The sequence below is a fragment of the Pseudarthrobacter sp. NPDC058196 genome (assembly GCF_042882685.1).
Lineage (GTDB): Bacteria > Actinomycetota > Actinomycetes > Actinomycetales > Micrococcaceae > Arthrobacter.
This window is the reverse complement of record NZ_JBHVVN010000002.1, coordinates 261,001-287,664: the sequence shown is the minus strand read 5'-3', so window position 1 is coordinate 287,664 and position 26,664 is coordinate 261,001. Positions and strand designations below refer to the sequence as shown.

At 60.8% G+C, this 26,664-nt stretch carries 24 protein-coding genes and 1 pseudogene; 9 read left to right on the top strand and 16 right to left on the bottom strand.

The window, feature by feature from the left end:
- Positions 1 to 26: 26 nt before the first annotated feature.
- The 8 genes from ACFVVC_RS04065 to ACFVVC_RS04030 form a co-directional block, all read right to left on the bottom strand.
- On the bottom strand, positions 27 to 776 hold the full coding sequence (locus tag ACFVVC_RS04065) for an SDR family NAD(P)-dependent oxidoreductase (RefSeq protein ID WP_387449503.1): 750 nt from the start codon (positions 774 to 776) through the stop codon (positions 27 to 29).
- A 94-nt stretch (positions 777 to 870) separates the two neighbouring features.
- Positions 871 to 1,896: a Gfo/Idh/MocA family protein gene (locus ACFVVC_RS04060; RefSeq protein ID WP_387449848.1), complete on the bottom strand. Its 1,026-nt coding sequence runs from the start codon at positions 1,894 to 1,896 to the stop codon at positions 871 to 873.
- Between the two features lie 117 nt (positions 1,897 to 2,013).
- Positions 2,014 to 3,237: a CynX/NimT family MFS transporter gene (locus ACFVVC_RS04055; RefSeq protein ID WP_387449501.1), complete on the bottom strand. Its 1,224-nt coding sequence runs from the start codon at positions 3,235 to 3,237 to the stop codon at positions 2,014 to 2,016.
- Positions 3,238 to 3,381: 144 nt separating this feature from the next.
- A complete protein-coding gene (locus ACFVVC_RS04050; RefSeq protein WP_387449499.1) occupies positions 3,382 to 4,374 on the bottom strand; it encodes a Gfo/Idh/MocA family protein in 993 nt (330 codons plus the stop codon).
- Entirely contained in the window at positions 4,374 to 5,273 is a 900-nt protein-coding gene (locus ACFVVC_RS04045) for a sugar phosphate isomerase/epimerase family protein (RefSeq protein ID WP_387449497.1), read from the bottom strand. The genes ACFVVC_RS04050 and ACFVVC_RS04045 overlap by 1 nt, the downstream gene beginning before the upstream one ends.
- Positions 5,274 to 5,276: 3 nt before the next feature.
- Positions 5,277 to 5,843: a VOC family protein gene (locus tag ACFVVC_RS04040; RefSeq protein WP_387449495.1), complete on the bottom strand. Its 567-nt coding sequence runs from the start codon at positions 5,841 to 5,843 to the stop codon at positions 5,277 to 5,279.
- Complete coding sequence (locus ACFVVC_RS04035) at positions 5,840 to 6,835, bottom strand: LacI family DNA-binding transcriptional regulator (protein ID WP_387449493.1); 996 nt, start codon at positions 6,833 to 6,835, stop codon at positions 5,840 to 5,842. Before ACFVVC_RS04035 ends, ACFVVC_RS04040 begins: the two co-directional genes overlap by 4 nt.
- A complete protein-coding gene (locus ACFVVC_RS04030; protein ID WP_387449491.1) occupies positions 6,828 to 7,820 on the bottom strand; it encodes a Gfo/Idh/MocA family protein in 993 nt (330 codons plus the stop codon). The genes ACFVVC_RS04035 and ACFVVC_RS04030 overlap by 8 nt, the downstream gene beginning before the upstream one ends.
- A 142-nt stretch (positions 7,821 to 7,962) precedes the next feature.
- Here ACFVVC_RS04030 and ACFVVC_RS04025 point away from each other — a divergent pair, with 142 nt between their 5' ends.
- The 8 genes and pseudogenes from ACFVVC_RS04025 to ACFVVC_RS03990 all read left to right on the top strand — a co-directional run bounded on the left by ACFVVC_RS04025 (position 7,963) and on the right by ACFVVC_RS03990 (position 14,479).
- On the top strand, positions 7,963 to 8,610 hold the full coding sequence (locus ACFVVC_RS04025; RefSeq protein WP_387449489.1) for a bifunctional 4-hydroxy-2-oxoglutarate aldolase/2-dehydro-3-deoxy-phosphogluconate aldolase: 648 nt from the start codon (positions 7,963 to 7,965) through the stop codon (positions 8,608 to 8,610).
- A complete protein-coding gene (locus ACFVVC_RS04020) occupies positions 8,610 to 9,152 on the top strand; it encodes an AAA family ATPase (protein ID WP_387449487.1) in 543 nt (180 codons plus the stop codon). Before ACFVVC_RS04025 ends, ACFVVC_RS04020 begins: the two co-directional genes overlap by 1 nt.
- 332 nt (positions 9,153 to 9,484) lie before the next feature.
- Positions 9,485 to 10,894, top strand: a complete 1,410-nt coding sequence (locus ACFVVC_RS04015; RefSeq protein ID WP_387449485.1) for an MFS transporter — start codon at positions 9,485 to 9,487, stop codon at positions 10,892 to 10,894.
- A gap of 169 nt (positions 10,895 to 11,063) precedes the next feature.
- Positions 11,064 to 11,891, top strand: coding sequence for a sugar phosphate isomerase/epimerase family protein (locus tag ACFVVC_RS04010; RefSeq protein WP_387449483.1), 828 nt, complete (start codon positions 11,064 to 11,066; stop codon positions 11,889 to 11,891).
- Between the two features lie 163 nt (positions 11,892 to 12,054).
- Positions 12,055 to 12,846, top strand: coding sequence for an SDR family NAD(P)-dependent oxidoreductase (locus tag ACFVVC_RS04005; RefSeq protein WP_387449481.1), 792 nt, complete (start codon positions 12,055 to 12,057; stop codon positions 12,844 to 12,846).
- A gap of 310 nt (positions 12,847 to 13,156) precedes the next feature.
- A pseudogene (locus ACFVVC_RS04000) lies at positions 13,157 to 13,393 on the top strand (hypothetical protein); the annotation flags it as partial.
- A gap of 148 nt (positions 13,394 to 13,541) precedes the next feature.
- A complete protein-coding gene (locus ACFVVC_RS03995; protein ID WP_387449874.1) occupies positions 13,542 to 13,769 on the top strand; it encodes a hypothetical protein in 228 nt (75 codons plus the stop codon).
- Positions 13,766 to 14,479: a transposase gene (locus ACFVVC_RS03990; RefSeq protein WP_387449846.1), complete on the top strand. Its 714-nt coding sequence runs from the start codon at positions 13,766 to 13,768 to the stop codon at positions 14,477 to 14,479. Before ACFVVC_RS03995 ends, ACFVVC_RS03990 begins: the two co-directional genes overlap by 4 nt.
- Before the next feature lie 201 nt (positions 14,480 to 14,680).
- On the opposite strand, the gene ACFVVC_RS03985 is transcribed toward ACFVVC_RS03990, so the two are convergent.
- From ACFVVC_RS03985 to ACFVVC_RS03965, 5 genes are all read right to left on the bottom strand, one after another.
- Positions 14,681 to 16,039, bottom strand: coding sequence for an IS110 family transposase (locus ACFVVC_RS03985; RefSeq protein ID WP_387449479.1), 1,359 nt, complete (start codon positions 16,037 to 16,039; stop codon positions 14,681 to 14,683).
- 1,840 nt (positions 16,040 to 17,879) lie between these two features.
- Positions 17,880 to 18,716: an ABC transporter ATP-binding protein gene (locus ACFVVC_RS03980; protein ID WP_387449477.1), complete on the bottom strand. Its 837-nt coding sequence runs from the start codon at positions 18,714 to 18,716 to the stop codon at positions 17,880 to 17,882.
- A 10-nt stretch (positions 18,717 to 18,726) separates the two neighbouring features.
- Positions 18,727 to 19,500: an ABC transporter permease gene (locus ACFVVC_RS03975; RefSeq protein ID WP_387449475.1), complete on the bottom strand. Its 774-nt coding sequence runs from the start codon at positions 19,498 to 19,500 to the stop codon at positions 18,727 to 18,729.
- A complete protein-coding gene (locus tag ACFVVC_RS03970) occupies positions 19,497 to 20,369 on the bottom strand; it encodes an ABC transporter permease (RefSeq protein ID WP_387449473.1) in 873 nt (290 codons plus the stop codon). The genes ACFVVC_RS03975 and ACFVVC_RS03970 overlap by 4 nt, the downstream gene beginning before the upstream one ends.
- 99 nt (positions 20,370 to 20,468) lie before the next feature.
- The gene (locus ACFVVC_RS03965; protein ID WP_387449471.1) at positions 20,469 to 21,461 is read right to left on the bottom strand and encodes an ABC transporter substrate-binding protein; all 993 of its coding nucleotides are present in this window, start codon (positions 21,459 to 21,461) and stop codon (positions 20,469 to 20,471) included.
- 281 nt (positions 21,462 to 21,742) lie between these two features.
- Between ACFVVC_RS03965 and ACFVVC_RS03960 the strand changes: the two genes are divergently transcribed.
- Positions 21,743 to 22,510, top strand: a complete 768-nt coding sequence (locus ACFVVC_RS03960; RefSeq protein ID WP_387449469.1) for an IclR family transcriptional regulator — start codon at positions 21,743 to 21,745, stop codon at positions 22,508 to 22,510.
- Between the two features lie 114 nt (positions 22,511 to 22,624).
- Here the strand turns inward: ACFVVC_RS03960 and ACFVVC_RS03955 are convergent, their stop codons facing one another.
- The 3 genes from ACFVVC_RS03955 to ACFVVC_RS03945 all read right to left on the bottom strand — a co-directional run bounded on the left by ACFVVC_RS03955 (position 22,625) and on the right by ACFVVC_RS03945 (position 26,411).
- On the bottom strand, positions 22,625 to 23,587 hold the full coding sequence (locus ACFVVC_RS03955) for an alpha/beta fold hydrolase (protein WP_387449467.1): 963 nt from the start codon (positions 23,585 to 23,587) through the stop codon (positions 22,625 to 22,627).
- 102 nt (positions 23,588 to 23,689) lie between these two features.
- Positions 23,690 to 25,372: a flavin-containing monooxygenase gene (locus tag ACFVVC_RS03950; protein WP_387449465.1), complete on the bottom strand. Its 1,683-nt coding sequence runs from the start codon at positions 25,370 to 25,372 to the stop codon at positions 23,690 to 23,692.
- Positions 25,373 to 26,027: 655 nt separating this feature from the next.
- A complete protein-coding gene (locus ACFVVC_RS03945; RefSeq protein WP_387449844.1) occupies positions 26,028 to 26,411 on the bottom strand; it encodes a transposase in 384 nt (127 codons plus the stop codon).
- Between the last annotated feature and the right edge of the window lie 253 nt (positions 26,412 to 26,664).

Below are 26,664 nucleotides of genomic sequence, written 5' to 3'. Positions count from 1 at the left end.
CGACTGCGAGGCACGGTACAGGGGTTTTAGGTTCCCATTCCCAGGTGCGCTCCGCCGGCCACATCCAGAGAAACTCCGGTGATGTAGCGGTTGTCGGGATCGGTCAGGAAAAGGATGGCGCGGGCCACTTCGTCGGGTTCGGCAAACCGGCGCATCGGCAGTTGGGCTGCCCGCTTTGCCCGGTTGGCAACCGCATCCGGGCCCGAATCTTTGGCGAACTGTGCCCACATAGGGGTGTTAACAGGACCCGGTGCGATGGCGTTGACGGAGATGCCTTGAGGACCCAGCAGTTCCGCGAATGACCACATGATGTGCAGGACGGCGAGTTTGCTCGCGTTGTAAGGCAGGTAGTTGAGGCGTGCTTCTTTGGCCGCGACGGAGGATAAGACCACGATTGCCCCGGTCGTGCCGGACTCAAGCATTGACTTTGCTGTCTCCCGTACCATCGAGAACGTTGCAGAGGCATTGATCCTCAGGATGGAGTCGAATTCCTCTGTGGTTGTCTCCATGATGTCGGGGGTGGTGCCGAGCACTCCTGCTGCATGGACGAGGACATCGATGCGGCCGAATCTGGTTTTAGTGTCCTGGACAACCGTTGCGCATTGTTGCTCGGAGGTGATGTCGAGCGGATAGAAGGCCTCCAGAGCCTGGTCCTCTTTGGGGGAACGATCAGCGCCAATGACGACGGCGCCGGCAGCTTTGTACGCGCTGACAGCAGCATCGCCGATTCCCCCGCTCGATCCGGTTACCAGAACTACCTGGTCTTTGAGGCTCATCGGTTCTCTCCCCTCTGGAGACGGCTGCACCGCGGTTCTCCTGCGGTCGGAGCGTAAGTTGCTGGCTTCATGTCTAGTTCCTTCGTTGTGTCGTTCAGTCGACGGTTGGTGTGGTGTTCAAGGTTTTGGAGATGCTACGGGGAGACGATGTCCCCGGCGCGGACGGCACCGCTGCCAGGACTGTATCTGCGATTTCTGTAGCGCGGAGCGCTTGGGCGAAGGCGACCGCAGGAATTCCACCTGCGCAGAAATTCAGCGCCGTCTCTGCCTGGCGAAGGAAAAGGTCGGAAGGCTCGAACGTCTTTTCGTACTGGCCTCCTTTACGCTCCCAGATGTGAAGCGAATCGTTCGACCACAACATCCGGCCTTCACTTGCCAGGACATCGATGGTGAGGCTCCAATCGCCCTGATTGAGACCTTCAGGCTCCCGCCAGGGTGACCAGTAGCTCTGCAAGGTGAGTACGACGCCCTCAGCAAACTCGAGGGTGGAAACGATATGCTCCGGCACCGGCGACCCATACAGACCGCTGCTGGCGCTGCTGGCCAGGACTTTCGGGGCGCCGTCGAACCAGGACGAGACCAGCTCGATGGCGTGAATGCCATTCACTACAGCGACGCCGCCCTCCTTCGGGTCAGCGCGCCATGAATTGAGGTTCTGTTTATGGGCCACGGAACGAACAGACACAGCGATCACGTCCTTGTTCCTGATCCATTGGGCGACCAGCGCGGCGGCGGGATGGTGGTGGAGCGTATACCCGACCATGAGTCTCTCGTTCACCCCGGAAGCGGCAGCCAGGACGGCAGCTCCTTCGGCATCTGCGGACACCGGCTTTTCAGTCAGCACATGAAATCCCCTGTTCAGCAGATCTGCGCATATGACCGGCTGCATGGTGGTTGGCAACGCAACGACTACAAGGTCCAGGTCCTCGGGGTTGAGTTCCGCGGTACTGGGCACCAACTGTGCGCCCAGATCCTGGGCGAGGGCGACGCCGCGACCGTCCTTCTCCACAAGGACGCTGACCTTGGCACCTGCCGCGGCGAATGCCCGTGCGTGCCGGGTTCCGGCCCATCCGGCCGCTCCGACGACGGCGACGCGCGGGGCAGCTGCCGTCCCGGTCATGTGGCTACACCGGAGGTCAGGCCGGCGGTAAACCAGGTGATCATGAGACTCTCCTTCGAGATCAGTTGCGGTTATGTGCTCCGCTGGAGCCGGGCTCTGCATCAGCTTCTTGGTTCTTCAGGGCCTTGCTGTCCCAACGGGGAAGGCGTCCTCGAGCAAGCGCGGCTTGTTGACCATCACCGCTCCTGCCGAAAGCACCAGGAGCCAGGCTACGAGCATGCCGAACGAGGGCACCCAGCCGTCCCCTGGATGATGCAGCAGGCCAAAAAGGAACGGGCCAACACTTGCCAGGGCGTAGCCGACTCCCTGGGCGAACCCGGAGAGGGCCCCTGAACCGGATTGCGTTCGTGTTCGCTTGTTGATCATCGTGAACGCGAAGGAGTACACGCCTTGGCCAAGTCCTGCGATGATGACCCAGATCACTGCAGAGGCCGGTGGAGCCCAGATGATGCCCGCATATCCGATGGCGAATGCGACGACAAACAGGATGGCGACGGGTAGCGGGCGAGGCATTCTCACCACGACCAGAGGCACAACTAAGGCAACAGGCAGGGCGAGGATTGAATAGAGCGCCAGCATGGATCCGGCGGTTTCCTGACTCATTCCTCTGTCGATCAGAACAGCCGGAAGCCATGTGAGAGCCGCAAATGTATTGCTGGAGCAACCGGCGAAGATCAGTGCCACGCCCCAGCCGATCGAGGATCTCCAGGGTTTGACCGCGTTTGTAGTGGGAGGCCGGTTGCTGGCTGGTGATGTCCTGGAGCGGGCCGCAGTCCGTTTGCCTGCGAGAACAAGCAGCCAAGGTATCGCTGCGACTGCACTGAAGGCCGCCCATATGCCGATGGAGAACCGCCAGCCATGAAGATGTGCAAAGGGTATGGCAGATTGGGCAGCCACTGCCGTGCTGACGCCCAGGAGAGTTACGTGGAGCGCTGCGAGGATGCCGGTTTTGTCCGGAAAGTACTTCACCAGCAGAGGCGGAATCACGACATTGACCAGCCCGATTCCGAGCATGGCGACCCAGGTGAACATCAGAAATGCCGGGATGTTCCATCCCAGTGCGCGGCCGACCTGACCAAGTGTTGTCAGCAGGATCGAAACCAATAGTAGGTGTTCCAGTTGGATTCGCCGGAGGAGCGGCAGAGCCAGGAAGCCCATCATCGCGAAGCCCGCGGTCGGAAGCATCCCCAGGATCCCGGTTGTCACCGCATCGAGGGGAAGATCCGCGCTGATTGGACCAAGGAGTGGGGACACCGCTGAAACGGCTTCTCTGGCGCTGAAGGCGACCAGCAGGATGCCGGCTAGCGCGGTGAGCCGGCCGCGTAAGGGTTGTCTCCCCACTCCCCCGATTTCTCGTCGACCCTGACGGAGGCGAAGTAGAGCTATGTCTGCACCTCCCTCTTTTCAGCAGGTTTGTTCAAGTAACGGTTCCACAGTGCTCAAGGGGCGGCGAGTGCCGTGGAGAATGGGTGGGCCCGGTTGTTGTTAGCTTTCGTTTACTGCGTGGCTGGCCCATTCCCGGCCGGCTTGCTCTTCTGTGGGCAAACCGGAGGCCGCGAGGATCCGGTCGAGCAAGCGTTGGGTGTGGACCGCTTCCCGGCCTGAGGTAAGTGGCTGCGCCCTGTCACTAACCCGGTCTAGGAAGTGATGAACGGCGGCCGAAAACCCCAGAGTGTCTGTCGCCGTCGCCCAGCCATACGCTTCGGCGCTGAGTTCACGTGATGTGGTGACACCCTTGACGGTGGTCGAAACCGTCTCCGGTGCCCTGACTTCGACGGTCTTTCCGTCGCCGTAGGCGTCCAGTTTTTCGTTCCACGCTCCTGCCGTACGGGCTGCCATCAGAACGCCGGTGTTCCCTGTGCTGAAGCGGATAGTTGCTGCGACGCCGTCTTCTTCCCACGGGTCGTCACCGGCGGCGTGGGCGGCGACGTCTACTGGTTCACCGCCGCAGTACCAGCGGAGGAGATCGACCATGTGAATGGCGTTCTCGAACGTCGCACGGTATTCCGATCCAGGACGGTTTTTCTGGGCGACGCAGAAGGTGGCCCCTTTGGCGCCGAATACTTCCCGGCCGGCCGTATAGACGGGCGCGTAACGGCGGTTGAAGTCCACCATCAGGATCCGGCCACGGTCGTCGGCGAGGTCTGCGAGGTGCTCTGCTTCATCAGTTGCTGGAGCCAGCGGCTTTTCGCAGAACACATCGACGTCTCGGTTCAGGCACAGCTGGACGGCGTGGGCGTGCTCGGAGCGTGGCGTCAGCACGAAGACTGCATCCAGCTCCTGGGAATCAAGCATGTCCTCCACCGTTTTGTAGGCGGTGTTGAACCCCCAGCGCCGGACCAGGCTGCTTGGATCCTCACGCCGGGACACCAGGGCGGCCAACTCAACGTCATCGCGTTGTACAAGGGTGGGTAATTGGGCGATGGTGGCGATGTTGCCTGCGCCGACAACTCCGACGCGGAGACGGGTGGTGTTCATCAGGCGTTCCTCACTTCAGCCAGATCAGAGAGCATTGAGCGCAGGACGGCGGCGGATTCCCGGAATCCGTTCTCGGGCGCAGGGAGGTCTTGCGGGTGCCAGCGGTACTCGAGCTCGATGCTCAGTACGTCGTCGTAGCCATGCTTCAGCAACCCGGCCAGGATTTGGGGCCAGGGAACGACGCCGCTTCCGACGATGCGGGAGCGGACGGCCCGCTCGGATGCGTTGACTCGGGCTGTTTCCGTGGCGCGGAAGGCCGCGTCGGGGTCGGTGAAGACGAGGTCCTTGACGTGGACGTGACCGATCAGGTCACCTTGAACAGCGAGGGCCTGTTCGTACTTTTCGTCGTGGGTGAATGTCAGGTTTGCCTGGTCGTAGAGAACACGGACGGCGGGGTGGGCTATCTCGCGGACCAGGGCAGCGGTGTCCGCCGCGGTCTGGGTCATGGTGCCGAAGTGGTTTTCCACGCAGAGACGAACCCCGGCCTGGTCCGCAACAGGGGCGAGAGTTTCCAGTGCTTCACGCAGTTTTGCCCAATGCGCTGCGTGGTCGTTGTCCCCAGGGTGCCAGGATCCGGCGTAGACCCGGACCCGGTTAGCGCCGAGCAGGTGCGCGGTGTCTATGGCGCCACGGAATTCATCGACTGCTGTGCGCCATTCCGCGTCGTCCAGGGAGTTGATGGCGGTGGTGTACGGCGTCAAACCCACGATGGGTACGCCTGCGCTTTCGGCTGCTTTCAGTGCCTCCCTCGCGGCGCGACGGTCACCTAACGGCAATCCTGACTTGTAGTCATTCTGGTAAATGACTTCGGCGGCGTCGAGCCCAGCGGCCCGGAAGAGATCAAGTGCTTGGGGAACCGTGTGGTCCGGGGTGCCTAGTGTGTGACCCGCTAGCCGCATTGTTCATGTCCTTTCTGAAGTGTTTGGAGCGGCTGTCCAGTCCGCAGGACCGACCAACCGGGGCGGGGCTGCAACGCGGGATCGATCCACGATTTCCATCAGCAATCCCCAGGGGGTGACGAAGTAGGTCCACCGGTTGCCGGCTACCCGGGGGCTGTCGCCGGCGACTTCCTTGCGCTCACCGAGCACCCGCACCCCAGGGATGTCCTGCAGCACGGCGATCGCTTCATCCACGTCTTCGACGACGAAGCACAGGTGGTGCCCGCCGGCGTCGCAGTGCCGCGGTGGCGTATCGCGCCGCTCAGCACTGCTCCACTCGAAAAGCTCGATGTTGAGGTTCGGTGGCAGGCGCAACATGGCGAGCGTGAGCTTGGCATCGGCCGGGACTTCGAAGTTTGTGGGCATGAAGTTTTCGTCAGGGCCGCGTTCGGAGCGGTACAGCACTTCAGCTCCCAGAACTTCAACGAAGAACCGGATGCCCTCTTCAAGGTTTGGCACCGTCAGGCCGACGTGGTCCGTGTGCCGGAGCCCCGGCAAACGCCGGAGCATCGGCTCCTGTCCCCCGCTCATTTACGAGGTCCAGAGGTGGAGCCGCGGACCAAAAGTTCAGGTTCGAGGACGATGTGGTCCACGGAGCCGTCTGCGTTCTGCTTCTCAGCCAATTCGATGGCAATGTGCCCCATGTCGGCGATGGGCTGCCGGATGGTCGTCAAGGCCGGGTTGAAGCGGGCCCCCAGTGCCAGGCCGTCGAAGCCGATGACCGACACGTCCTCCGGTACCCGCACTCCGCCTCGGCCGAGTGCCGATATGACCGCAAAGGCCACCATGTCATTGGCTGCAATGATCGCCGTCGGCGGATTGTCCATCTCGAGGAAGTGCTCCGCACCCCGCGTGCCCGCATCCAGATCCGACCCGCTGTCCAGCACGACAGGTGTGCCACCGCTCTCGGCGGACAGCTCCAGATACGCGTCCATCCGGTCCTGGGCGGTGTGGGTTCCGGCGATGCCGGAAACGTAACCGATTGAGGTGTGCCCCAAAGAATGCAGGTGATCCAAGGCCAGCATGATCCCGCGGCGGCTGTCGACGGTGACGGTCGGGACCGAATCGTCCCCCTCCACCCGGTCGATCACCACAACCTTGTGACCGAAGTCGAAACTCTTCAAAGCCTCGGTATCGACCTTTGTGGATGGGGCGACGATCCCGAAGGGAGCATACATGGCCTGCATGGCAGTGAAGTATCCGTCGGTTTTGGCCGGGTCCCCGTTGGTGACGCAGAGCAGCAGCTGGTAGCCCCGCTCGTCAGCTGCCTGAGTCATCGTCTTGGCAAGTTCAGCGAAGAACGGATTCGTGATGTCAGGGACAATCAGCGGGACAAAGGTGCTGGTCTTTCGGCGCAGAGCCTGGGCAAGTGGACTCATCGTGTAGCCGAGTCCCTCGGCGACCCGGAGGATGTGCTCCCGAGTTTCGCTCTTCACCGCTTCCGGGCGTGAAAATGCCCGGGAAACGGTGGACCGGTGGACGCCGGCAGCTTTCGCGACGACATCGATACTCAAGTCAGGCATGTTCTTTTCCTCCGTGCTGGTCGTCATAGGCCCGCCAAATGGGGCGCATGACGTCTTCGAGCTGGGCCAGCGTAGTCAGGCCCCGGAATCCATCTTCCAGCGTCCGGGCGACGCTCCGCACGAACGGGTCATAAAGAGGGTCACTGTCCACATTGATCTTGTCGACCTCCGTGGTTCCGTTCGCTGCCGTGAACGTAGCTGTGCCGTCCGAATCAACGGTGGCGAATCCTGCCTCGCCGACCGAGGTGAAGCTGCAATAGCGCTTAAGCGGGGAGCCGGGGAATGCGTAGCCAACCTCCACAATGGCTTCGCGTCCTTCCGGTGTCGTGATGATGAGGCTGGCATGATCCTCAACGGCCTGGTTGTGAAGAACCGATGAGAGCCGGGAGTCCACATGTGCCGCTGACTCCTTGCTGCCCTGGAGGAACAGATCGACAAAATGCGGTGCCAGGTTTGCCAGGCAACCCCCGCCCGCCTTGACGGGATCGAGCATCCAGGGATTGGCATTGTCGAGATACCGGGATGGTGGCCCGGCGATGAAGGTGCTTCGTTGGTATGTGGGCCGGCCCGCCTTGGCCAGCCATTTCTCCGTGGGTCCGCCGCGCTGGACTAGTGGGACAGTGGCGGGCACGCCCGCTGCCTCGGCGGCCTGCCGCACGGTGGAAAGCTCGCTAAGGGAAGTGCCCAATGGCTTTTCCACGACGAACGGAATGCCACGCTCAATCAGGGCAAGACACTTTCCGGCCATGCCGTCATGGGGACCAAAAACGTATGCGAGTCCGACGTCGGGGAGATCCACCAGTTTCTGCCAGTCGGCCTCAACCGGTGCACCCCATATTTTGGCCAGATTCTGCACCTGCACCCGGGATACGTCGTCGTCACCGACGCCGATCACCTCGTGCTCTTCGGCTATGGCCGGCGCACAAAGCGGAACATGCCAATGGGAAGCACCCAGAATGATTGTGCGTACGTTGTTCAACCGCAATACCCCCTTGTATGAGATCGGTTGCTGAGATCGGTTGCAATAACAGTATGGATGGTGGGAGAGTTTGTCAACGGAACCAAACAGCAACCAAGGTCGGGGCCCCTTCCGAAAGGTAGGGATTCCCGGCCAGAGAAAGGCCAGCATGTATAAGAAACTTCGCACCCTGCAGACCATTGACGAATCCGGGGCCGTCCTCATCGTGCGACTGGAGAACGCGGAGGTTGCCGAGCGCGTCGCGGAGGCTGCCATCGAAGGAGGGTTCCGGGCGCTCGAAATCACGCTCTCGATCCCCGGCGCTGTCGACGTGATCCGTCGGCTCGCCGACAAACACGGGTCCGCCGGCGTGGCCATCGGCGCCGGGACGGTGCTGGACGAGCACTCAGCGTATGAATGCATCCGGGCCGGCGCCCAGTTCCTGGTCAGTCCTCAGCTGAACCCCGCGATGATCCGTACCGCGAACCGGTACCAGGTGCCGACCATCAGCGGCGCTTACACACCCACCGAGCTCGTTAACTCCGCCGAAGCAGGCGCCGACATCCTCAAGCTCTTCCCCACCGAAGCCGGCGGCATCCCCTACGCCAAATCACTCCTCGCCCCGCTCGCACATCTGCCGATCATGCCGGCAGGTGGCGTGACGCTGGACAACGTGGGCGAATGGTTTGCGGCAGGCGTGGCAGGTGTCGGCGTGGGCAGCTACGTGACCAAGGCATGGCAACCCGATGGCGACTTCTCGCGTGTCACCGAGGCCGCCAGGGAGTTCCTGTCAGCTGTGGCAGAGGCCCGTAAATAATGTCTCCCCGCGTCTTCATAGTTATTGGACCGGCAGGCTCAGGGAAAACAACGATTGCGCAGCAAACAGCACAACGGCATGAAGCTGCGTATCTGGACAAGGACCGGGTCAGCGGCCGCTTCGTCGAATTCGCGCTGACCGCCACTGGGCATGATCCCACTGACCGCGAGTCCAACGACTACTACCGCGCCAATTTGCTGCCCCTCGAGTACGAGACACTCATGGACGTGGCCGGGATCAACCTGCGCCTCGGCAGGTCAGTCGTCCTCGATGCTCCCTTCGGAGCCTATTTCGGGGACCCGGACTACTTAACCCGTGCAGCAAAGGACTTCCAGTGGCCCTCGCCCGCCATCACCGTGGTACGGGTCCGGGTACCCCAGGATGTATTACGCACACGGCTCACGCTGCGCGGACTGGAGCGGGACCAGTGGAAACTTGCCCACTGGGACGAGTACTGGTCCATATACGGCAGCCTCGAGTGCGCCTGGTCCGGCGTGGAATTCCAGGACTTCAACAATGAGGCGCCCCTTCCGGTCAATTGATGCGGGCTGGTCTCGGGCGGCGTCAGCTTGCACACGACGGTCCACGGGGCCATGTGGTGCCCTCCCCCGGAAGCGAAGGCCTGTGATCAGCCCCTTCCGCGGCCCCACGGGATGTTGACAAGGATCACATTTCGCTCGTATCGTTGATTGCAACCGATCTCAGCAACCGATCTCATTACCGAAGTGCCAGGCAAGCGCCCGGCGTTGCCCCGGCTGCTGGGCAGTGATTGCCCCGCGAGTCGACTTACAGTCGGACGCGACCCGCACGCCGAGGTGTCGGGACAACTTATCTTTCCCTCCGCGACAAACGTGAAAAACATATGGAGAGCTCAATGAAGACCTCACAAGATGCCCTCAGCACCCCGGGCCCGGATCAGATCAAGGCGCCCGACCGAAGCCGCCACAACATCGTTGCAGGCACGATCGGCCACTTCGTGGAGTGGTACGACTGGTACATCTACGGGCTCCTGGCAGCTGTGTTCTCATCCCAGATATTCCCCAGCGATTCCCCTTTTGCCTCCCTTATCGCAGCTCTGCTCACCTACGCCGTCGGGTTCGTTGTACGCCCGCTCAGCGGCATCATCATCTCTCCACTGGCCGATCGCTTCGGCCGAAGGCTCATCTTGACGCTGTCCGTCTCCGGGATGGCGCTCGGCTCGCTCATCATCGGCCTCACGCCCTCATTTGCGACCATCGGTTATGCTGCCCCGGTTCTCTTCCTGGTTGCCCGCATCATCCAGGGCATCTCCGCCGGCAGTGAGGGGCAGAGCGCCATCGCGTTCATGGTTGAACACGCTCCTGCGAACCGGAGGGGCCTGTTCGGCTCATTCACCAACATGGCCAGCGGCCTCGCCACCCTCGCAGCCACCGGGGCTGCCGCGATGGTGACCTCAGCCTTTGCTCCGGCCGATCTCGCCGCCTGGGGCTGGCGCATCCCGTTCGTTATAGGAGGCATCCTCGGCATCGTCGGTCTCATCCTGCGGGCACGGGCAGAAGAGACCCCTGAATTTGAGGCAGAGGCCCTCGTCGATCAAAAGTCATCCGCGGCCCGGCTGATGGATTTGCTTCGCGAACACCCGAAGGCCCTGCTGCAGGCGGCAGCACTCTCCGCACCGGCCGTGGCCTACTACACTTGGGCCACCTTCCTTCCCACCTACGCCAAGCTGACCACCGGCCGGGACCTGTCCTCCACCCTGGCCGGCAGCGTCATCGGGCTGGCCTTACTCGTGATCATCGTGCCGGTCTGTGGATACCTTTCCGACCGACTCGGCCGGCGCAAAATCTTCCCCATCATCGGCGCCATCGGCATGATCGTGCTCTTCTACCCCATGCTCCTGCTGCTGAATCAGCCGGGCTTCGGCGTCTATGTTCTGGTGTCGGCCTCCGGGTGGGTTGTTCTCGGTATCTGGCAGTCGGTATATCCGACCATCCAGGCCGAGCTGTTCCCAGCTTCGGTACGGGTATCGGGCATCGGCTTTGCGCACCAAATCGTGATTGCCGTTTTCGGTGGCACCGCACCGCTGATCGCCGCTGCATTCGTCGGCGCCGGACAGCCAATGCTCGTTGCCGTCTACATGATCGCCATCGTCGCCCTCAGCCTCATCGTCTACTTCACCCTGCCCGAGACCGGCAGCCGCGCCACCCGGGCAACCGTAGCTCCCGTCGATCCTGAGGTACTCGAAGGCGAACGCCTGCTCCTGGGTGCTCCGCAGGCCGCCGACGAAACGACGCGCTCCCGGTAGGCACACTTCTCCGCAGGGAACCATGGACCGGGCAAGAAGGGGCGTATCCGGCCCGGGTCTCGTCGAGCCGCCCGGCTCGGAAGCGGTCCTCCAAGCAGGAACGGCATTTATGGCGTCAAGCATAGGACGCAATTTCTACACTGGCGCAGAACCGAGAGGATGTTTCCAAATGAACCAAAACCAAATGATCATTAACACGTTTTCCTATCTATGGTCATCCAGCGCAATTGATGCGATTGCTGAATTGGTCGACAACGGGTATGCGACTTTTGAGGTTCCGATCAGCTCCCCGCACTGCTGGCCCGATGAACTATCCGGCCCGGAGCGCTCGGCAATTTCTGCGCGGCTCAATGGGTACGGCGCGAAAATCAGGTCGCTGAATGCCGGCGGCTATGACATCAACCTGGCAAGCCCCGGCGCAAACATGCGCCGCAAGAGTGTCGAGCACATCAAACAGGTGATCGACCTTGCCGAAGCCTGGGACGTCTCCGAAGTGGTCATATCCCCGGGCACAAGACGTCCCATGATTTCACCGTCACTTGAAAACGTTTACGGGTGGATGTACGAAAGCCTGGAAAATCTCATCCCGCTGGCTAAACAGGCCGGCACCCGTCTGCTCTTCGAAAACACTCCCTATTGCTTCACCCCCACCATCCAGGACCTGGCAGGGGTCGTAAACACAATCAACGACGACTCAGTCAAAATCGTGTACGACGTCGCCAACGCTGCCTACATCGGAGAAGATCCAGTGGCCAGTTTGCTCTCCCATCATGAATCAATTGGACTGGTACACATTTCTGACACGGGCACTGACACCTGGGGCCACGATCCGATCGGCACCGGAGTGATCGACTGGAGCGGCCTGGGCAAGGCGGTCCAGGAAACGTGCGGGGTCAACAACGTAGTTCTTGAGATCATTCGCGAAGAGAATCCTTTGCAGGAGTTCAAGAAGGCGATGCAGGATCTCAAAGATCAGGGCTGGAAACTGGCGAACTAGCCAAATTGGTGGGGTCACGACGTGATAGCCGAAGACCAGAAAAAAGTTGTAAATAGTTCACATCGCGAATCGGTCGATGCCATGAACTGGGTAGGTCCCGGTTCTTAAGATCACTGCATCCGAAATTTTTCGCATGTGAACCACGGATAAAGGAGTATGTGCGATGAGAGCTTTGGTTAGTGGCGGAAGTAGCGGCATAGGAGCAGCGACCTGCCTGAGAATCGCAGAGGCCGCTCTGGCCCGTGGCGTACACCCGATGATCGCAGTGGCAGGACACGATTCGAACGGCAACCAGGAACAAGTCGTTCGTTCCATCCAGTCAATGGGCGGTACCGCTATCGCATTGGCGGGCCACCTTGGTGACCCAGAGGTGCCAGGCAAATTGGTAGAAGCCGCGGTAGCCGAATTTGGCGGGTTGGACGCACTCGTAGCAAACGCCGGGATCGCAAACCCAGGCGCCATCTGCGACGTGTCCCTTGAAGACTGGGACGAGATGTTCTCCGTGAACCTTCGCGGCGCGTGGCTTCTCGCGAAAGCAAGCCACCCACATTTGAGGCAGAGCCGCGGTTCCGCCTGCTTCACCTCTTCCATGTCTGGTCAGATACCACACGCTGGATCGGGTGCCTACAGCCCCAGCAAAGCAGCGCTGACGATGCTGGCCCAAACACTCGCGCTGGAATGGGCACCCGAAGGAATCCGCGTCAACGTCGTCTCCCCGGGCATGACCCACACGCGGATGACCGAAAAAATGTACGCAGATCCCCAAATCAAAAAGGCAAGGGAAAACATCATCCCCTTGGCAAGAATTGGAGAGCCCATGGACATTGCCAACGTGATCGAGTTCCTTATAAGCCCCCTGGCAGGCTACGTCACCGGGCAGGACATCTGCGTTGACGGCGGCTTCACCAAGTCAATCCTTAGCCATATACCTGGTCGACCCAGCTCCAAATCTTAACCCCGGTCCAAAGCGGTAACCGGGAAGTAACCTAGCTATCCCCAGGAAACAGCGGCAGCCCGCACCGCAGCGCCCACCACCGCAGGCGAACCACCCCCAAGCTGTGCCCTGACTCCCCATCGCGAGTCAGGGCACAATTGTGCTGGGTCTGGCCCGCTAGGCCTTCCGGCGTTCGTGCTCGGCTCAACGCTACTGCCGTCGTGCCGGAATCTGTCGGCTGCCGCACTTATGCAAACGGGTTATTCGTGGTTGATGGTGAAACAGGTTCCGTGTCTTGAAAGCTGACGGGCTCGTAGCCCTGCTGTGATGGATGTTCTCTACGCATTCATCAAGTCAGGAGCTACGAGCCTTGATCGAGCCTACTTTCCCATGCCCCGATGCTGGCACCGCGATTTTCAACTTGCCCTACTACCACGTCACCGATACTGACGTCCTTGCCTTCGGGCAGCGTCGGATTCATGTTGCGGCCACCGCCGAGGCCGGCTGCCCTTCGTGCGGGGTGATCAGCACCCGCGTTCATTCCCGCCGGTCACAACGTCTGCGTGACATCCCTGTCGCCGGGCCAGTCGAAGTGGTGTGGGCCAAGCGGAGGTTCTTCTGCGATGAGTACTTGTGCCCGCGCCAGACATTCACCGAGGAGACCGCCGAGGTCCCACGCTGGGCGCGGTCCCCCCCGCCGGCTCCGGGAGGCCTTGGTGGCCACCGTCATCGGATCGGGAAGAGCCGCCGCCGGGGCCGCCACCTCGTTCGGTGTCTCCTGGTGGCTGGTCCAGCGGGCTTTGGATTCCGCGGCGCTGACGCTACCGGATGTCGACGCCCTGGCACCGCGGATGCTCGGCATCGCGATGAACACCGCTACCGGTCCGTGCGGTTCTTCCGCGACCCGGCCACCAAGGCCTGGAAACGCCATGAACCATGGATGACCACCATCGTCGACCTGGACACCGGACAGGTCCTGGGAATCGTGGACGGCCGCGACAGCGAGGGTGTAAGGGACTGGCTGTTCGCCCGCCCGCTTCAATGGCGCTTGGGCGAGCAGGTCGTTGCCATCGACACACCGCTGTTTCAGTCGACGCGTATCACCTGGTCAAACTCGGTAGCGACATGCTCACCGAAGTCCGACAGCGCCTCACCCAGCAGGTCCATGGCTGGCGGGGGCGTTCCATTGATCCGGTCTGGGCCAATCGGCGACTACTCTTGCGCGCCGGTGACCCTCTCGGACCGGGCACGGGACAGGCTCCGCAACGTGTTCAAGACCGACGATGCCACCGGGAAACTGCAGGCCGCCTGGCTGGTCAAAGAACAGCTCCGTGCCCTGCTCACCACCGGTTCTCTTGCCGACGCGGCCGCAGCGAAAGACCGGCTGCAGGTTCTTGGGCGAGCGAGCCGCGCAGTCGGAGACGAACCGGTTCTGGCGCACGGTCTGTCGATGGTGGAAAAGATCGAAGTCCTCATCGTCACCGGTGCAACAACCGCGAAAGTCGAGGCCAACAACACTGCGATCAAGCACATAAAGAGCACAGGCCGGGGATTCACCAACGCACGCAACTACAAACGCGTATCCTATTGCGCAGTGCCGCCAGAACAGCGGCATGAACATCCCTCACGACAGAACGTTCACCACGAACCGTGACAAGATTCCCTAACGCTTGTCAACAGTTTTTTTAGCTCTGGACGGCAGGCAGGGTGAGTGCACCGTCACCTGAGCTCCGCGGTGACGGGAAGTGCGTCCATCGGGACGGGACCGGGTCGTTGGGTCGCTGGTTTGCACCCCCGGGCTGGTGGGGCGGAAGATCGCCAGCGGCCTCAGAAACGGGGTGGTGGTGATCAATACTTACCGTGTCAGGCGGGCCCGTTTCGCTTCGATCGTGTGGGACCGCGACTGGCTGCGTTGCTTGGGTGTGACGGTGTAATGGGAGGCGATGAGTTCTTTCGCGGCCCGTTTGGAGACTGGCTGTCCCTCGAGGTCCCGCAGCTCATACATTTGCCCGGTGCTGAGGGTTTTCCAGGTTCTTTCGGCCAGTTTCCTGGCGACAGCGATCGTGGCCTGTGTGTGGCAATGGCCGTGTTCGGTCATGAGCCGGTGATAGAACGCGGCCAGCTGGGGATCCATGGTCCGGGCGACGCTGCCGGCCTGGTAGAAAGCCAGGCGCAGGGGTGCAGGTCCTTCCTTGCTGATGGCCCGGCGGGACTGGTTCATCGTCCCGGAGGACCAGTTCGAAGGAGTGATGCCGACATAGTTGGCTGCCTTCTTGGCGCTATCGAACCCTGATCCGTCGCCGAAGTAGGCGCGGATGCAGGGACCGGTTGCCGGGCCAACACCTGGCAGGGACAGGATCAGGGGGTCATCGCCGTAGAGCTGCTCCCACCACTGACGTGCGTGGGAAGTGAAGCGCTCCACCCTTGCCCTGGATTCCTGCAGGTCCGTGAGGTGTTCGGTGACGTCGACGGCCAGCGCGTCCAGGTCCAGGTGACCGTCCCAGAAATCCGCCCATCCCCGGGCTGCGGTCTTGATCGCCGTCGCGCGGGCGGGTGTGTCGGCGACATCGCGAGTGTGCTCGGCGACCACAGCCGTCAGGGTCGCAGCGCGGGCCGATGCCAGGGAACGGAGGTGGGGCCAGCGGCCCAGCACGGCGAGGGCCGTGGATTCGGATCCGGCGAACGCGGTCCACACATCGGGAAACGCCCACCTCGCCAGCGACAGCAGCCGCCGCCAATACCGGTTCCCGTCGACCACGGCGCCGGCCCGGCGGACCACGGCCCGCCGCAACGCCAGCTGTCCCGGAGATGCCAGGACCAGGGGTGGAGGGTCGAAGATCTCCCCGGCATGGGTGAGGACTTCGGAGTCTATGACATCGGATTTATTCTTGCCCATGATGGCTCCGCGCAGCCGTGCGGAGTGGCGGGCACCGATCATTTCCATCTGGCCGCCGGCCCGTTCGACCGCGAGGGCCAGCGCCAGCCAGGTCATCGAGGTCGGTTCCACGACCGCTGTCACAGGTGCCGGAACTGCGGCCAGCCGCGCAGAGAGTCTCTCCAACCCGGCCAGTGTCGGGTCGACCGTGAAACGGCTTAGGTGTTCTGTTCCGTCGTCGAAAAACTCCCGCACCGCGATATGGTGGCGTGCCGTGATGGCCGCGTCGATACCCGCCACTGCGCGCACGACTCCGCCGGGTTTATCCTGATTTTGCATGATGGTTCTCCTCCTCGCATCAAATACGTGCGGTGGGAAAACCCGTCTTTGCCGGTCCACCAGCCGAGTCACCAGACCGGGCTTCCCCATCCGTGGGGAGAACCGTCATGCACTGTTCTGAGCGCCGGCGGCGACCTCCCTCACACGCCCGCGACTGCTGAGGAAGCGTCGGATACAGTTCCCGCGCTTGTGAGTCATTCGGTGCCCGCCCGGATGAAACCCGGTGCTGCGCACCGTTCTCCTCCGGCCACCAATTCCCTCAATCGGGTCTGCTTGGAAGACAGGCCGGGGGCGACGATCTCTTTCACGGGCCATGACGCCCAGCCGAAAACCGGAACCACCCCGGCCCCTCCCAAGGCCACCGTAAACGACGACCACCCCACGTCAACAGGGGTACTTAAGAGATACAAGCCTGAAAACGCCACGGCGGTCGCCTTGAGCAAGCGCCTCTGCGCTCCGGTGGTCTATGCGTTAGAAGACCCAATCGTGTAGATGGGAGCGGTGCCCGTCCGGTTCGCGTACACCCGAAACGGACGTCAGAGCCTCCCGACATCGGAGGACGTTGCCCGCGGGCGGAGCTCCCACTTATTCTCCGACGTCCAACCCAGTCGCAACATGTGACATGGCCACCCCTGCCGAAAACGGACTTCATCAAGTCCCACCTCGGCATCGACCGCTATACCTCCCGAGTCCGCATCCTCAAAACCATCGCCGACTATTTCACCATACACTGGCCCCCCGAACGCGAGATCAGGACCTGGCACCGCCGTCGAACAAGCCCGCCTCTACGCCCACCTTCGACCGGACCTCGTGTGGCTCGGCGCCCCTACTCAGGCATGGAAACTCATCGACGAACTCGTCGATGTGGTGATCGGCGTCCCTTAATGACCGCACCGACAATTTCCTCTTGTCTCCGACGTGTTCCCGACCGGCAAGGGCAGCGGCCCGTCAGCTCCAATCACGCTGCGGTTCCTCGAGGCAGTCATCGTGGCCGAAGCACCCAACTGCTCTGCCACACCCAGGCGAAAGGGGGCCGAATTTCCGCCGTAAATCCCGCTTCTCGCCAAGATGGCTGTCAACTCAGCTGATGCACCCCCGCGCGGCCCACGCTGCCCTGACCACAAATCTGCATTGTCAATTTCGCCAACTACGCTGGCAAGCCACGTAACCCGGCCCATCTTCCTTTTCGGTGTTCTCGCAGTTCAGATGGCAAGTCCTCGCCCCGACGAGGCGCTTCGGGGCATTGGATGCGTGCACTTGAGGGCTACTTCAGCGCATTCAAAGGGCTAACCGAGCCGCTTCTGGCCGCCGAGAGGAATGCAAACCGGACAATCTTTCTTACCCTCCCTGACTTCTGACCCTCCCGGCGATCAATCTATCGCCACCACCAGCTTGTACTTGACGTGGCGCAGTTCCGCGGCCACGTCGCCCCCTCGCTCAAGGACTACAACAACATGTCATGTCCCCAACGCAGCGTCGATCGCGTGGATAAAGGGCACAGGCGCCGCGGACTACGCCTCGCTGGAGGCCATACACGCCATCCTCGAGACCAAGAACAACGACGGCTCGGAGCAACGCATCGACGGAAACGTCCAGCGTCGGCTCGGTCCCTGTTGGACTCCTGGTGGTCCTAAGTCCGGAGCCCATGCCTATATGGTCGAACCCGAGCCCTCAGGCAGTGCTGTCGACACAGGCTTGATGTTTGCGAAGAAGCCTAACTCAAAAGATCTTTGGACAATCACAAGATTCCGGCTCGGTTCGGCTCCTGGACCTCGCCAATGAAAAGTTCAAAAACTCTCTCATCCGCAGGGTTGGGGATCGTACGGTGACTACGACTAGTTTATTTGGCGCCCCCAGGCCGGTGTCCTTGTTTGGCTAGCTGGATCTGTTCGTATACATGATGGCGGAGCTCAGTGAAACGGGGAAGCGAGCGGGTGTTGAGTTGGTCACGTTCCTCCGGGAGATCTATGGTGAGGTCCTCCTGGATAACGGTCGGCGAGGAGGAGAGGATGATTACGCGTTCGCCCAGGTAGACGGACTCGTCGATATCGTGCGTGACGAACAGGACAGTCACGCCGAGTTTGCGCCAGACGGCGCGGATCAAATCTTCCAGATCGGCACGGGTCTGCGCGTCCACGGCGGCGAAGGGCTCGTCCATCAGAAGCACTTCGGGTTGGTAGGCTACGGCGCGGGCGATTGCCACACGTTGCTGCATGCCGCCGGAGAGCTGCCAAGGGTAGGACTGCGGCACATGGGACAGACCCACGGCCTCCAGTGCGTCGTCAACAAGCTTGTCCCGCTCGGCCCGGGGCATGCCCTGGTTTTTCAGCGGCAGTTCCACGTTCTCGCGTACCCGCATCCACGGGAAGAGGGACCGGCCGTATTCCTGGAAGACAACTGCCATCTTCTTCGGTGGCCCGGTGACGCGGGTGCCATCCAGGAGCACTTCGCCTTCAGTTGGTGCCATCAGCCCGGAGATGCATTTGAGCAGGGTGGTCTTGCCGGAGCCTGACGGGCCCACCAGGCAGGCAAGCTCCCCGGCCTTGAGGTCGAATGTCAGATTCCGCACGGCCTCGATGTCGCCGCCGTCCGTCTTGTACACCTTCTTGAGGTTGCGGACCGAGAGCATGGCTTCTTTGGCTGGCACGATGCCGCCAGCCGGGGCAAGGTTGGTCATTGGTGTTGTTTCAGACTGCATTTTCTACCTCTCGCAGGCCGTGGTACCAGCGCAGCACACGCCGCTCGGTCCACTGGAAGATGAATGACAAAGCGACACCGATAAGGCCCAGGAGGACAATGCCGGACCACATTTCGGGGATCGCGAAGGACCGCTGGAACTGCACAATGGTGAAACCAAGTCCGGACGATGATGCGAACATTTCGGAAATGACCATGAGGATCAAACCGACGGACAGGCATTGGCGGATACCGGCCATGATCTGAGGGCCGGCCGAGGGAAGAACCAGATACTTCACCCGCGCCCAGCCCTGAATGCCATAAGTGCGCGACGAGTCAGAGAGCACTCCATCGACTGCTCGGACGCCTTCGATCGTGTTCAGCAGCACCGGCCAGACGCAACCGGAAATGATCACCACGATCTTCATGGAATCTGTGATGCCCATCACCAGCATCAGCACCGGTACGAGGACGGGCGGCGGAATAGCCCGGAAGAACTCGAGTGCGGGTTCCGTGAGATCCCGCAACCATCTAAACGACCCAATCAGCAGACCCAGCACGATGCCGATAGTCAGTGCAGAGGCAACGCCGACGATTAGCCGGCCGATACTGGGCAGCACGTCTGAAAGAATCCGCTCCCCGAACCAAGTCGCAGTAAACGCCTCAGCCAGGAGGGCCGGCGTCGGGAAGAAGAAGTTTGTTTCGCCCAGCGTTGAGGCCCACCAAATGATCAAGAGTAGGGCAGGCAGCGTCAACGCATACCCAAGAGATTTCAGGATGGTCATGCGATCACCTCGGAACGGATTGAGGAGTGCCATGACAACGCCTTGCGTTCGATGAACCTCATGGCCAGGTTTATCGCCACCCCGATCAATCCCGTGGCAAGAACGAGGGAGTACATGCCCGAGATCGAGCCTCCCGATTGCGCCAGCGCTATCTCGCGGCCCAAACCCGGAGCGCCGATTACCAGCTCGGCGGTAATCGCCAGAATGAGGGCCACGGAGGCAGCCAGACGGGCACCGGTCATCAGGTACGGGAGTGTGGTCGGGAACACCACGTGCCGGATCCGTGCCATGGTGCCGAGCCCGTAGGACTTAGCGGTCTGCATCGCGACATTGTCCACATCGGCCACGCCGTAGAGAACTTGGATGAAGACCTGCCAGAAAGAGGCATAAACCACTAGCAGCAATGTCGATTCAACCCTCACTCCAAACAGCAGCACTGCCAGCGGAATCAATGCCACTGACGGGATTGGGCGCAGGAATTCTACGGTGAAATGGGTTAGCTTCCGCAAGAACATTGATGAGCCAATACTGAAACCGAGCACTACAGCAAGTGCGGCCGCCGTCAGCAGTCCTACCGCCCAGGCCAACATGGTATCCCCGACGGCAAGCCAGAATGTTGCGAGACCGAAGTCCGCGATAAGCGTGGCGATCACCTCACTCGCCGGAGGCAAAAACCGTGGGTCAACAATGCCCGCGCGCGGCACGAACTCCCACACCACCAAGAGCCCAATAATGCCGGCAATACCGCGCGAGCCCCGACCGTATTGCCTCTTCGGCTGCTTGCGAAGTCGGCCACGGTCAGGAGGAAGGCTCCCAACCGGGTGAAGGCTGGGGCTGCTACTTCCATCCCCGGTTGCCAGTTGTGTCATGTTTTGTCCTTTGATGGCTCCCGTCGTAGGACGGGATGCTGCGGAGATTTTCGTGGGGCCTGTCCAACGTTTCGGGAGACCCGCGGCCGCTGTCTGCGGTCAGTTTTTGGCGCCGGTGTCTACTTTGATAACGAATTGCTCCATGTTGATGGGCTTGTTGATGATGCCTCGCTCGATCATGAGGTCTTGGACCTTGGAAAGGGTGGAAAGGTCGGATTCTTCGGCAAACGCAATGGGCTTCATCTTGTCCGCTACTTCCTTGGGAATCTTCGTGTAGGAGGTAATGGCATCCACGACCGCGGCTTGGTCTTTGACGGCGATGGCCATCGCTTTGTCCATGGCACGGACAAACGCTGCCGTTGTCTTCGGGTTTGCCTTGGCAAACTGATCCGTCACGGACCAACCAGCAACCGGAAGGTTCTCGGTTGGCCCCTCAAAAGCGCTGACGACTGACTTGACCTGGCCTTTGGAGGTTGTTGTGGTTACAAACGGCTCGACAAGCCACGCGGCGTCCACCTGCTTCAGTTCGAGAGCTGCTTCCATCTGTGGCGGTGCTATCTCGACGAACTTCAGTTGGTCCTGGTTCACACCGTGCGAGCCCAGAACAGCGCGAGTGGTCAGCTCCATGATGTTACCGAACCCATTGATCGCAATCGTTTTACCGGCGAGATCGGATGGCTTCGTGATACCGCTGTCGGACCTGACATAGAGGGCTTGGGCTCCGGGGCGGTCGTTCTCGCGAATGACACGCAGAGGAAGTCCCTTTGCTGCCCCCTGGATGAGTGAAACGTAGTTGCTGTAGACGATGTCAGTGTTTCCTGACACCAGGCCAGTGATTAGGCCGGCTCCACCTCCGGTGGAGTCTGTCAGCTTGACTTCCAGACCTTCATCCTTGAAAAATCCTTGCTTGATAGCGATGTGCAAGGGTGCCAGTTCAGCGAAGGCTTGCGTGCCGACCGTTATGGTCGATTTCTCCACGGCTGTGCCGCTTGATCCGGCGGGTGCCGACGCTGACCCGCAGCCTGTGAGTCCGGCCAACACGGCTAAAGCAGCTGCCAGTGCTGCCACCCTTTTGAGTGCTTTAAACGTCATTGTTTCCACAGTCTTTCTACATGAATATGGGCGGATTGCTTGCCCCTTCATCGGGACGCTTCGCGCCGGTAAGTAATTGTTGAAGCTAAAGCCAGCATGCCGGAAGAAACAGAGACATACGAAGTACCCTTCTCGCTGAGCGAGAATACAGTTATGACTGGAATCACATCGAACGCGTGCCCAGCAACCCGCACATCATTGGCGGCCCGCCCATGGCCCACTGGAACTGCAGACCACAACTGGGTTCCTGATCGGCGCCAGGCATGTGGGACCATAGGGCCGTGAAGAAACCAACCCCGGGCGAATCCGGGCTGAGCAGGGCGATGAAAATTTTGGCAGTGTTCAATAGCGAACACTCCACGCTGTCCCCCGCCGAGATAGCTCGACGGACCAACCTCCCCGTTGCCAGCACGTACCGGATGGTGAATGAGATGGTGAAACTGGGCATCTTGGACAAGACCTCAAGTGGAGTCCAGACCGGCGTCCGCCTTTGGGAACTGGCTTCTCGAGGCTCAAAAACAGTGAACCTCCGCAACACCGCCCTTCCCTATATGGAAGATATACAAAGGGCTATGCAGCAGCACACACAGCTGGGCGTGCTTGAAGGCAAGGACGTCCTATTTCTAGAGCGCCTCTCCGCTAGCGAAGGAGCAGTAGTCAATATCCTGAAAGTCGCGGAGCGGTTGCCCGCGATTATCTCTGCTCCAGGCTTGGTTATAGCGGCCTTTTCGCCGCTCGATGTGCAACAGGGGCTTTTGGCGGAAGCACCGAAACGATATACGTCTCTCACACCAACTGATACCAAAGGGTTTCCGGCAATTCTCGCCGACATTCGCCGCAAAGGCTTCGTTCAGATCGATGGCTGGATCGCTGAGGGAGTCTCGGCCGTGAGCGCTCCCATAAGAGACGCGGAAGGATCTGTCGTCGCCGCACTGTCCGTCCTCTTGCCCAATGACGGCAAGACGCCTCGTGTGGCACACCCGGTGGTACAAATTGCAGCTGCCGGAATTTCGCGTGCCTTAGGTTATGCCCCTGTCAGGGCGGGTTGATGACTTCACTAGGAGGGCAGGCCGGGGGTACGTCAAGGGTTCCTTTTGCATGGGCTTTATGAGTCGTCCGCGAGCGTAATGGTCAGGGACTGAGCCGCCTGCCCAGCGTGTGGATCAGGACTTGGCCTGGGCGTACTGGTTCGGCCGAAGTACCTCCGGCTCTTCAACCCGATTTTCGCTCCGGATTACGTTGAAGAACGTACTTGCGCGCTCGGCAGTCTGGAGATGCTGGAGGACTAACTCGGCAATTTCGTGGGGGCGGTCAAGATTGGGCGAGTGAAGGGAGTCAATCCGCTTTATGGTCGCGTGGGCAATGACGTCCGCGATGCGGTCGGGCCATTCCGGGTCGAAAAGTTGATCGTGCAAACCCGCTATAAGCAGGGTTGGTACATCACTTCGCTGAAGCGCATCGGGCCACCGGTCCGGCTCGATCGTGTTCCGCATGGATGCCGGAATTGACATGGCCGCGGAGGCGACCGCACGGTAGTGTCCGGGAGTGCTCGCGGCTTTGAAGCGCGCCGCAAGCTGGCGTTCAAAATGGTCATCCTCCTCCGTCAGGAATCGGAGTATCCTGGCGAGGTCGGCGCGGGAGCCGTCCCACCTGCCGAGTTGTTCCTTCATGATCTCTGTCTTCCCATGCCCCCCCGAGCCGCCAATCGACGTTACAGAACGTATCGGCAGGTTGCCTTCAACCAGAAGCCTGAGTGCAACGGACCCGCCAAAGGAGGTTCCGACGATGTGCACAGGCACGCTTATGCCAAGAACCTCCATGAGGTCTTCCAGTTGCGTGATGCGGGGCTGGTAAGGGGATCGATCGAAGAACGTGGCCTTGTCGCTCCCTCCGAAACCTAGAAAATCCGGGGCAAGTACCCGGTAGCGCTGCGCAAGCAGCGGTAGGCAACGGGACCAACTTACGTCGCTGGACCCGCCCCAGGCTCCGTCATGAAGTAGCAGGACGATGTCCGCCTGCGGGTCTCCTGCTTCAAGGAAGCGGGTCTTGAATCCACCGGTTTGTACGTGGCGCTCCGGTAGAGTCGTCGGGGCCAGCTGGCCGGTCTCAGCCGTCGTTTTGCTCAATTTCTGCTCCTTGCCTTGAACCCTGATCAACCCCGATCACGGTGTCCTTTTTCGGTACTTCCACTGTGGCCCGCATGGGGCAATGCCCTTGGCGGCTGGTGGTCAAGCGACGACGCTGGGCTCAGGATCCGTGGCTGACTCTTGCTCGGCTCTCGTGGATGTGTTCGGCTGCAGTTGCCCTGCATCGAATCGAAGGCCTTCGAATCCGGCTGCGGCCACCTCTGTTATCCGCTTGTGGTAGTTTCCTACTCCCCCGACATAGGGCATGAAGACCACCGGTTTGCCCGGGGTGTTGGCACCGTAGAACCAGGAATTCCGCGAATGCGCGTAGAGGGTTTTGCTTGCCAGATCACTTACGTGCTCCGTCCAGTTGTCCTGGGCTTCAACTGTTGCTTCGATTGTGCTCCGTCCCTCGGATTCCATGTGGGCAACACACGTGGCAACCCAGTCCACATGTTGCTCAATAGACGTAACCATGTTGCTGAACACTGAGGGGCTCCCGGGACCTGCAAGGATGAACATGTTGGGAAATCCGGCAACGGTCAACCCAAGGTAGGTGCGCGGTCCCGCCGACCAAGCCTCCGCAAGATTCACGCTGTTACGGCCCACGGGATTAATCCTCCTCATAGCTCCGGTCATGGCATCAAACCCGGTGGCGAAGACCAGAACGTCCACTTCGTAGTCGCCACCAGCCGTTCGAATTCCGGAGGGGATGACCCGCTCAATCGGAGCATCCTTGACGTTGGCCAAAGTCACGTTCGACCGATTGAAGGTCTCATAGTAGTTGGTCCCTGAACACAGGCGTTTCGTGCCGAGGTAGAGTCCGCGCGGAGAAAGGGCCTCAGCAGTCTGTGGATCCGCAACGATGTCGCGGATCTTTTCGCGCACGAACTCCGCTGCTTCATCGTTAACGTCGGCATCAGTCAGGATGTCCTTGAAGGCGCGCATCATGTACAGTCCCCCGAGTTCCCATCGGTTCTCAAATTCCGCGAGCCGTTCCTCCGAAGTCACTTCCTTGCCGGATTTAGGATTGCTTACCTGGTTATGACCAAAGTTTGAGGCCCACGCGAATTTCCGGCGCTCAGCGTACGAAGCCTTCCATTCTCTTTCGACCTCAGGCTTCATCGCATAGTTCTGCGCCGGCATAGTGAAGTTCGGCGTTCGCTGGAAGACATAAAGGTGCTCGGCCTCTTCGGCCAGTAACGGAATCATCTGCGTTGCGGAAGACCCTGTTCCAATGACGCCGACCCTCTTACCTGCGACCTCAACGCCGCCCTTTGGCCAGTCGCCGGAGTGATACCAAGGACCGTCGAACGACTCCAGCCCCGTCATGGAGGGGACCTGCGCTACGGACAGAACACCCGTCGCCATGACGGCATACTTAGCGGAAAAGACTTCCCCCGCCTCCGTCGTAATGGTCCATCGATCTTCCGCTTCGCTAAACGTGGCACCGCTTACACGAGTGTTGAGCTGAATGTCCTGACGCAGATCAAAACGATCAGCAACATGATTGATGTATTCGAGAATTTCCGGCTGCGACGCATAGCGTTCCGTCCAACGCCACTCCTGCTGCAACTCGTCAGAAAATGCGTATGAATAGTCCAGGGACTCTATATCACACCGCGCACCTGGATACCGGTTGTGATACCAAGTGCCCCCAATTCCATCGCCGGCTTCCAACCCACGGACGGAAAGGCCTAGCTCGCGGAGCCTGTAAACGGAATAGATACCGGCGAACCCGGCGCCCACCACGATCGCGTCAAAGTACTGCTTATCCTGAATCATCCTTGATTCCTGCACAATTGGTTCCCTTCTACAAAAGCTGTGTGAATACAACTATGCGAAGGTCGCTTGCTCACCCACAGCCCATTTCTCGCTCAGCGGTAATGAGAGTTTCGTGTTCCCACTGATCAGCACGGCTTACGCGCGCGCAGCGATGGATCAGACCACTGCTCTTTGTGTGAAGTGGCTTCCGAACCTGCCGCAGGAGAATGGGTGCAGTGGACGTGAAAACACTCGTCCCGAAAGACGCCGGGGTGAAAGCGCCGTCCGGAACGCCGCGGAGGCGTCGATCGCAACGACTTGCTCGGCCAGCTGCCACTCCAGATGCCGGGCGAGCAGCCAGTCCCCGACACACTTGTGGTCCCGCCCCCATCCACGACGCCAAGAACCTGCCCGGTGTCCAGGTCCGCGATCGGTGTCATCCTTGGTTCGAACCGTGCCCAGGCCTTCGTTTCCGAGCCTTGGAAGTCGTGCGCGGACCGGATGCAGCTCATCAATGCCGAGGCCAGCCAACACCGCGCGAGAAGACGCAGGCTGTAGGCCGTGGCCTCGGCCGCTGTGACCGGCTTTTTCGGTGGTCTCGACGTCGCCGGCACGGCGATCAGTTTGGTGTTTGACAGGTCACGGTAGCGGGCTCGGAGTTGCTCAGATGCTGCAATCAGCATGCCCTTGATTTGGTTGATCGTGGCGGTCCTGGCCGTGAATGCTGAGGATCTTGTCGTGCGTACCCCACGCCAGGTGGCCCGTAGCTAGACTCTACGAGGCCGTCACAGCCCTTTGGTGCAGCCGTTGCGCGCCCGAACAGTACCGCTTCGGCGGCCGAGTATGCGTCGAAGACGTCAGTCTTGCCCCGGAGCCTGCGATCGAAGCGGTTCGCCCGGTTGACTTCGTACACCTCAATACCGGCCTCGCGGACGACACGGGTCACCGCGGCCCCATAGGAACCGGTGCACTCGATGCCCACGCTCACGAATGCCGGCCACGTTCCCAGGAACCGTAACGCCGCTTGGTAGCCAGCAGCGGGTAGCCGGCACCTGCACATCCGCCACCCGTTGTCCTGTTGCGTCGATGACCGCGACGTATCGGCATGCGTGTCGATCCCGCCGTAGACCTTCATCTGCTTCTCGCTCACCATGGAAACTGCGCCCTTCCTCGTTGTCGGGTGCGCAGCTCGGTGGCGTCAGTCAGTTCACTATGGGGGACTCGCCAGACTCCTATCAGGACATGACGGCCTGCCGGGCTGCACTTCGAAAATGAGCCAGGTCGGCCGACACGTCGCGGTCAGGACAATCACC

Excerpts from the sequence above, each read along its gene's own strand:
- ACFVVC_RS04065 (WP_387449503.1), bottom strand. The coding sequence starts at position 776 with ATGAGCCTCAAAGACCAGGTAGTTCTGGTAACCGGATCGAGCGGGGGA.
- ACFVVC_RS04060 (WP_387449848.1), bottom strand. The coding sequence starts at position 1,896 with ATGACCGGGACGGCAGCTGCCCCGCGCGTCGCCGTCGTCGGAGCGGCC.
- ACFVVC_RS04050 (WP_387449499.1), bottom strand. The coding sequence starts at position 4,374 with ATGAACACCACCCGTCTCCGCGTCGGAGTTGTCGGCGCAGGCAACATC.
- ACFVVC_RS04045 (WP_387449497.1), bottom strand. The coding sequence starts at position 5,273 with ATGCGGCTAGCGGGTCACACACTAGGCACCCCGGACCACACGGTTCCC.
- ACFVVC_RS04040 (WP_387449495.1), bottom strand. The coding sequence starts at position 5,843 with ATGAGCGGGGGACAGGAGCCGATGCTCCGGCGTTTGCCGGGGCTCCGG.
- ACFVVC_RS04035 (WP_387449493.1), bottom strand. The coding sequence starts at position 6,835 with ATGCCTGACTTGAGTATCGATGTCGTCGCGAAAGCTGCCGGCGTCCAC.
- ACFVVC_RS04025 (WP_387449489.1), top strand. The coding sequence starts at position 7,963 with ATGTATAAGAAACTTCGCACCCTGCAGACCATTGACGAATCCGGGGCC.
- ACFVVC_RS04020 (WP_387449487.1), top strand. The coding sequence starts at position 8,610 with ATGTCTCCCCGCGTCTTCATAGTTATTGGACCGGCAGGCTCAGGGAAA.
- ACFVVC_RS04015 (WP_387449485.1), top strand. The coding sequence starts at position 9,485 with ATGAAGACCTCACAAGATGCCCTCAGCACCCCGGGCCCGGATCAGATC.
- ACFVVC_RS04010 (WP_387449483.1), top strand. The coding sequence starts at position 11,064 with ATGAACCAAAACCAAATGATCATTAACACGTTTTCCTATCTATGGTCA.
- ACFVVC_RS04005 (WP_387449481.1), top strand. The coding sequence starts at position 12,055 with ATGAGAGCTTTGGTTAGTGGCGGAAGTAGCGGCATAGGAGCAGCGACC.
- ACFVVC_RS03990 (WP_387449846.1), top strand. The coding sequence starts at position 13,766 with ATGACCACCATCGTCGACCTGGACACCGGACAGGTCCTGGGAATCGTG.
- ACFVVC_RS03985 (WP_387449479.1), bottom strand. The coding sequence starts at position 16,039 with ATGCAAAATCAGGATAAACCCGGCGGAGTCGTGCGCGCAGTGGCGGGT.
- ACFVVC_RS03980 (WP_387449477.1), bottom strand. The coding sequence starts at position 18,716 with ATGACCAACCTTGCCCCGGCTGGCGGCATCGTGCCAGCCAAAGAAGCC.
- ACFVVC_RS03975 (WP_387449475.1), bottom strand. The coding sequence starts at position 19,500 with ATGACCATCCTGAAATCTCTTGGGTATGCGTTGACGCTGCCTGCCCTA.
- ACFVVC_RS03970 (WP_387449473.1), bottom strand. The coding sequence starts at position 20,369 with ATGACACAACTGGCAACCGGGGATGGAAGTAGCAGCCCCAGCCTTCAC.
- ACFVVC_RS03965 (WP_387449471.1), bottom strand. The coding sequence starts at position 21,461 with ATGACGTTTAAAGCACTCAAAAGGGTGGCAGCACTGGCAGCTGCTTTA.
- ACFVVC_RS03950 (WP_387449465.1), bottom strand. The coding sequence starts at position 25,372 with ATGATTCAGGATAAGCAGTACTTTGACGCGATCGTGGTGGGCGCCGGG.
- ACFVVC_RS03945 (WP_387449844.1), bottom strand. The coding sequence starts at position 26,411 with ATGTGCAGGTGCCGGCTACCCGCTGCTGGCTACCAAGCGGCGTTACGG.